Here is a 5,844-nt window from a genome sequence, read left to right as displayed (position 1 = left end):
GTCGACCTCATGAAGAAGGTGCAGGCGACGCCGGAATGGAAGGACTACATCGAGAAGACTTCGCAGGTCGACACGTTCCTGACCGGTGCCGAGCTCGACAGGTTCATCAAGGAGGACCTCGAGCACGTCAAGCAGGTTGCGGGCGAGCAGGGCTGGCTGGTCAAGTGAGGCTGGCAAACCCCTTCAGCGGCAGGGCGGATGCAGATGACGAATAACGTGGCGGGAGGTCGCCTGCGGCCATCCTTCGAGACGCCCGCCTGCGGCGGGCCCTCAGGATGAGGTCGCGCTTTGCGGCGAGATATCAGACCCTCATGGTGAGGAGCCCGCCAAAGCGGGCGTCTCGAACCATGCAGGCCGAGCACGTTCGGCAGGCTCCCCACTGTCACATGTGATAGCCCAGCCCTCAGAGGTACCACGCGATGATATCGCGCCGCGTTCTTGAATTTGCGACCGCCGTCCTCGCCGGCAGCTTTGGTGTGGCTGTCGTCGTGTCCAGCCTCGACAACGGCATCGGCTGGTCGAGCGCGGGGGTGGACGCCGGCACGTTCCCGTTCCTGACCGGCATCATCATCGTGCTCGGAAGCCTCTACAATCTGGTGCGGGGCCTTCTGCCGGCGACGACGCTCGCAAGCGTTCCCGTCGCGATCACACCGATCGAGCTGCGCCGGCTTGCCGGCCTGTTCGTGCCGGCCGCGATCTTCGTGGCCGCGATCCCGCTGGTCGGGATGTACGTCGCCTCAAGCCTGTACGTCTTCGCGGTGCTGGCGATCCCGAGGCACCAGACCGTGCCACGCGCGCTGGCGATGGCAGCGGCAACGGCGCTGGCGCTCTACGTCGTGTTCGAGCGCATGTTCCAGGTCAGCCTGCCGCATGGCGCGCTCGCTGCCGCGTTCGGCATCTGACGGAGAGGCCGATGGATAACCTCCAGGAACTCCTGCACGGCTTCAGCATCGCGATCACCGTGCCGCATCTGCTCCTGATGGCGGTCGGCGTGCTGCTCGGCATTCTCGTCGGCGTGCTGCCGGGGCTGGGCGCGCCCAACGGGGTGTCGCTGCTCCTGCCGCTGACCTTCGGCATGCAGCCGGTGTCGGCGATCATCCTGCTCTCCAGCATGTATTGGGGCGCGCTGTTCGGCGGCTCGGTGACCTCGATCCTGTTCAACATCCCCGGCGAGCCGTCCTCAGTTGCAACCACCTTCGACGGCTATCCGATGGCGCGCGACGGCCGGCCGACGACGGCGCTCGCGACCGCCTTCGGTTCGGCTGCGTTCGGCGCGCTGGTCGGCGTCATCCTGATCACCTTCCTCGCATCCTGGGTGGCGCAGGTCGCGCTCGCCTTCGGGCCGCCGGAATATTTTGCGGTCTATTTCCTCGCCTTTGCGAGCTTCGTCGGCATGGGCGGGGCGGCCCCGATCAAGACCGTCGTGGCGCTGGCGATCGGTTTTGCGATCGCCGCCATCGGCATCGACACGGTCTCGGGCAGCGTCCGCCTGACCATGGGCATCGACGAGTTGGTCAAGGGGGTGAACTTCGTCGTCGCGGTGATGGGCCTGTTCGGCATCGGCGAGCTGCTGGTCGCCGTCGAGGAGGAATTTCATGCCCGCGCCGTCTCCTCTAAGATCGATTGGCGCGAGGTGTTTCGCGCGGTCGGCCGCCTGCCGCGCCACAGCGTTGCGTTGCTGCGCAGCGCCGCGATCGGGTGCTGGATGGGGATCACGCCGGGCGGCCCGACCGCCGCATCCTTCATGAGCTMCGGCATCGCCCGCCGCTTCTCGCGCCGCGGCCGATATTTCGGCACCGGCGAGGTCGAAGGCATCATCTCGCCGGAGACGGCCGATCATGCCGCGGGCACCAGCGCGCTGCTGCCGATGCTCTCGCTCGGCATTCCCGGCTCGGCGACCGCGGCCGTCATGATGGGCGGGCTCATGATCTGGGGCCTCAATCCCGGGCCGATGCTGTTCGTCGACCAGAAGGATTTCGTCTGGGGCCTGATCGCCTCGATGTATGTCGGCAACATCGTCGCGGTTGCGCTGGTGCTGCTGACCGTTCCGGTCTTCGCCGCCCTGATGCGAATTCCGTTCGTGGTCATTGCGCCCCTGATCGTGATCATCTGCGTCGTCGGCGCCTATTCGGTGTCGAATTCCTATCTCGACGTGGTGATGATGCTCGGCTTCGGAATCGTCGGCTATCTCTTCAAGAAGCTGTTCTATCCGCTGGCGCCGCTCGTGCTCGCGATCGTCATCGGCGACAAGGCCGAGGATGCGTTCCGGCAGTCGATGCTGATGTCGAAGGGATCGCTCGGGATCTTCTTTGCGAACAAGCTGGTGACGTGCCTGATCGTGGCCGGCATCGCGCTGCTGCTGCTTCCGCTCGCGTTGCAGCTCGCGCGTTTGCTGCGCAGGCCCACGCCATCCGCCAGGAATGAGACGACAGCTCAGGAGAAGGTGATCATATGACCGCAAAGCCGCTCATTGCATTGGCGATGGGAGATCCCGCCGGCATCAGCCCGGAGCTGACCGCGAAGCTCGTGGCGGAGAACGACATCCGCGCCCGCAGCCGGCTCGTGGTGATCGGCGACCGCCGCATCTTCGACGAGGGCGCGCGCGTTGCGGGCGTCAAGCCGGACCTGACCATGGTGGAGCAGGGGGACGACCTTCGATCGGCGCAGGGCGACGCGCTGTTTGTCGATCTTCGCCACCTCGATCCCAGGGACGTCGAGCCGAAGACCGCGACCCTCGCCGGCGGAAAATTCGCGCTGGCCAACTACCGGCACGCGCTCGAACTCGGCCGCGACAGGCGCGTCGATGCCGTCTGCTTCACCCCCTTCAACAAGCAGGCGATGCGGCTTGCCCGCGCCGGGTACGACGACGAGATCGCGTTTTCCGCGGAGGTGGTCGGCCTCAAGACCGCGGCAAGCGAGTTCAACGTGCTGGACCGGCTCTGGAACGCACGGGTCACCTCGCACATTCCGCTTAGGGATGTCGCTGCAAAGCTGTCCAGCGAACGCATCCATCGCGCGCTGAAACTGACCGATGCCTGCATGCGCAACGCCGGCTTCGCGCGGCCGCGCATCGCGGTTGCGGGTCTCAATCCTCACGCCGGCGACGGCGGCAATTTCGGGCGCGAGGAGATCGACGTGATTGCGCCCGTGGTCGCGGCCGGCCAGCGCGAGGGCATTGCCGCGGAGGGGCCGTTCCCGGCCGACACCGTGTTCCTGCGCGCCAAGGGCGGCGCCTTCGATGCGGTGCTGACGATGTATCATGACCAGGGTCAGATCGCGATGAAGCTGATGGGCTTCGATCGCGGCGTGACCTTGCTCGGCGGCTTTCCATTCCCGATCTGCACGCCCGCGCACGGCACCGCCTACGACATCGCAGGCCAGGGCATCGCATCGATCGGCGCCAGCCGCGCCGCGCTGCTGCTCGCGGCGGAGATGGCCGGGCGCCCTGCTGCGTGACGAGGCGGTGCGCGCCACGTCGCGAGACAGAATTGCACCGAGATCAATGTTCTTATTGTACTCACAATTGTGCCGGTTCATATTGCGGCGCATCGATCAAAATGCACCGAGAGGGGGCGCGCCCGACAAAGCAGAGCAACAGAATGAGTATGAATTATCTTGATGTGTTTCTGGCATTCCTCGGAATGACCTTTGGCCTGCCTTCAGTGCTGCCCGGCCTCTTTTTCCGGCGGAAGGCCGAGCCGCCTCGGACCTCGCAAGCGAGGTCGACCGACGCCGGCACCACAATAACCGATGACGACATCACGGCGACCTGAGCCGAATCTCGCCCGCGATGTTTCGGCGTGACGCGAGCCGAGGTGCGAGCGTGACGGTCATGGAGATGCGCAGATGGATGTGACGGTCGCTACAGTGATCATCGCCTTTTCGGGCGTCTTCCTGATCTGCTTCATGAAGGGCGCATTCGGCGGCGGCTTCTCCATAGTCGGCATTCCGTTGCTGTCTTGCGTAATGGATCCGGTCACGGCGGGCGGCCTGCTCGCGCCGCTCTTCATCGCTATGGACCTGTTCGCGCTGCGCTACTGGAAGCCCTCGACATGGTCGAAGCCGGACCTGGCGTTGCTGTTGCCCGGGCTCGTGATCGGCATTGCCCTCGGCTATCTCTTGTTCCGTGTATTGGACCATCGCGCCGTCGCGATCGTGATGGCGGTGGTGACGTTGAGCTTCGTTGGCATATGGCTCGTGAGTGATCCGAAGGTGGTCATTCGTCCGCGCTCGCCACCGAACGCGGTTGCTGCCGGTCTTGCCTCGGGTGTCACGACCATGGTCGCACATTCCGGCGGACCGCCCCTGGCGATGTACCTCCTGCCGCTTGGCCTCAGCAAGGAGGTCTACGCGGGAACGACAAGCCTGTTCTTCACCGTCGGCAACGCGATCAAGGCGGTACCTTGGCTATTGCTCGCGCGGCCGGCGGGCAACGTCTGGATCGTGATGGCGGCGTGCCTCTTTGCTATTCCCAGCGGCGTCTGGCTCGGCTGGCGGCTGCACGGAAAGCTGGACCAGCGGCAGATCTACCAAGCGTGCCATGGCTTGCTGGCCGTGACGGCGTTGAAGCTGTTGTGGGATGGAGTGTCTGGTTATCTCGGATAGGCTGTAAGTCGCGCCGCATCATGTCAAAGCGCGTTGGCGCGCGCAAAACGCCAACGAACACAACCCTCCGGCTACTGTGCATGGGGTTGTTTTCGCAGTTCTTGATCGGGCAGGCGGACGCTGGCCTCAGGCCCCGCAGATGATCACGCCGTACCAGCCGAGCCCTCGATAGGTCTCGTAGCCCGGCGTCGCATGGAAGGCCACCATCGTGCCGGAGCGGTCCTGATAGAAGCCGGAGCGCTGGCCGTTCAGCGACAGCGAGATGCGCTCGCTCAGAATGCCCTGGCCGTCGGAGGACGCGATGACGCGGAAATTGGAGTCGACCAGCAGCACGCGGGCCTTGTCGCCGTCGCCGACGCGCACGCCCTGGACGATGGCGCGGGCCTGCGGCTCCCAGTCGAAATGGATGGCGAGCACGCCGATCGGCGCGCCGTTGGCCTGGCCACCGGCGCGGACGCTGGCGCAATAGGTCGCAACCTGCGCGTTGCCGAGCAGCGGCTGGTTCTCGACGTCGCCGGCGACATAGTCGTCGCCGGAGCGCAAGGTCCGGGCTTCGCGAAACCATTTGGTGTGGGCGACGTTCTGGCCGACGACGCGAAAGCGGTCGGCGCGCCCGTTGGCGATGACGTTGCCGTCGAGGTCGCAGAGCCAGAGGTCGAGATAGACGGTGTAGGCGCCGAGGATGACGCCGAGGCGCTGCGAGGCATAGGTGACCGCCGCCGGAGCAGGCGAGGCCGCGCAATCGACTACGGCGGAGTCGGTCGCCCACCAGCGCACGTCGCAGGTGCGTTCATAGAGGTTGCGGTCGATCAGTTCGACCGCATTGAGCGACAAATCGACCATGCGCTCGCCGCGCGAGCGCTGGCTCATGCGGTCGATCGAGGCGACGAGATCGCCGGTGCGTTTCGTCAACTGAGTCTCGAGCTCGCGCGCGATGGTCTCGACCTGCTGGCCGACGCCGCGCACCTCCTGCGCCACCACCGCGAAGCCCGCGCCCTGCGCACCGGCGCGCGAGCTCTCGATCAGCGCGTTCAGCGCCAGCATCTTCATCTGGTTGGTGATCTGCTGGATCGCCTTGGTCTTGTCGACCGCGATCTGGTTGACCTCCGCGGTGAGGCGGTTGATCAGCGCGGAAATGTCGGAATCGTCGTCAGCGGGTTCGGACGTGGTCGGCTTGGCTTTCAGACCCAGCGCAGCAGACATCGGGGAGTTCCCTTGGCAATGAGGCCTGATCTGCAA

5 protein-coding genes are annotated in these 5,844 nt (G+C 65.5%); 4 read left to right on the top strand and 1 reads right to left on the bottom strand.

The window, feature by feature from the left end:
* The first annotated feature begins 419 nt into the window (after positions 1-419).
* The 4 genes from AC1D00_RS23430 (at position 420) to AC1D00_RS23415 (ending at position 4,605) form a co-directional block, all read left to right on the top strand.
* On the top strand, positions 420-902 hold the full coding sequence (locus AC1D00_RS23430) for a tripartite tricarboxylate transporter TctB family protein (protein WP_477012290.1): 483 nt from the start codon (positions 420-422) through the stop codon (positions 900-902).
* 11 nt (positions 903-913) lie between these two features.
* A complete protein-coding gene (locus AC1D00_RS23425; protein WP_477012289.1) occupies positions 914-2,455 on the top strand; it encodes a tripartite tricarboxylate transporter permease in 1,542 nt (513 codons plus the stop codon).
* Positions 2,452-3,456, top strand: coding sequence for a 4-hydroxythreonine-4-phosphate dehydrogenase PdxA (locus AC1D00_RS23420; protein ID WP_477012288.1), 1,005 nt, complete (start codon positions 2,452-2,454; stop codon positions 3,454-3,456). The genes AC1D00_RS23425 and AC1D00_RS23420 overlap by 4 nt, the downstream gene beginning before the upstream one ends.
* 390 nt (positions 3,457-3,846) lie before the next feature.
* Positions 3,847-4,605 (top strand): sulfite exporter TauE/SafE family protein, encoded by a 759-nt coding sequence (locus AC1D00_RS23415; RefSeq protein WP_477012287.1) that lies wholly within the window; start codon positions 3,847-3,849, stop codon positions 4,603-4,605.
* A gap of 126 nt (positions 4,606-4,731) precedes the next feature.
* On the opposite strand, the gene AC1D00_RS23410 is transcribed toward AC1D00_RS23415, so the two are convergent.
* Complete coding sequence (locus AC1D00_RS23410; RefSeq protein ID WP_135173627.1) at positions 4,732-5,808, bottom strand: methyl-accepting chemotaxis protein; 1,077 nt, start codon at positions 5,806-5,808, stop codon at positions 4,732-4,734.
* Positions 5,809-5,844: the final 36 nt, after the last annotated feature.

It is taken from the genome of Bradyrhizobium sp. P2_E8, assembly GCF_056403875.1.
The sequence above is the reverse complement of the archived record's forward strand: the minus strand, read 5'-3'. Positions and strand labels throughout refer to the sequence as shown.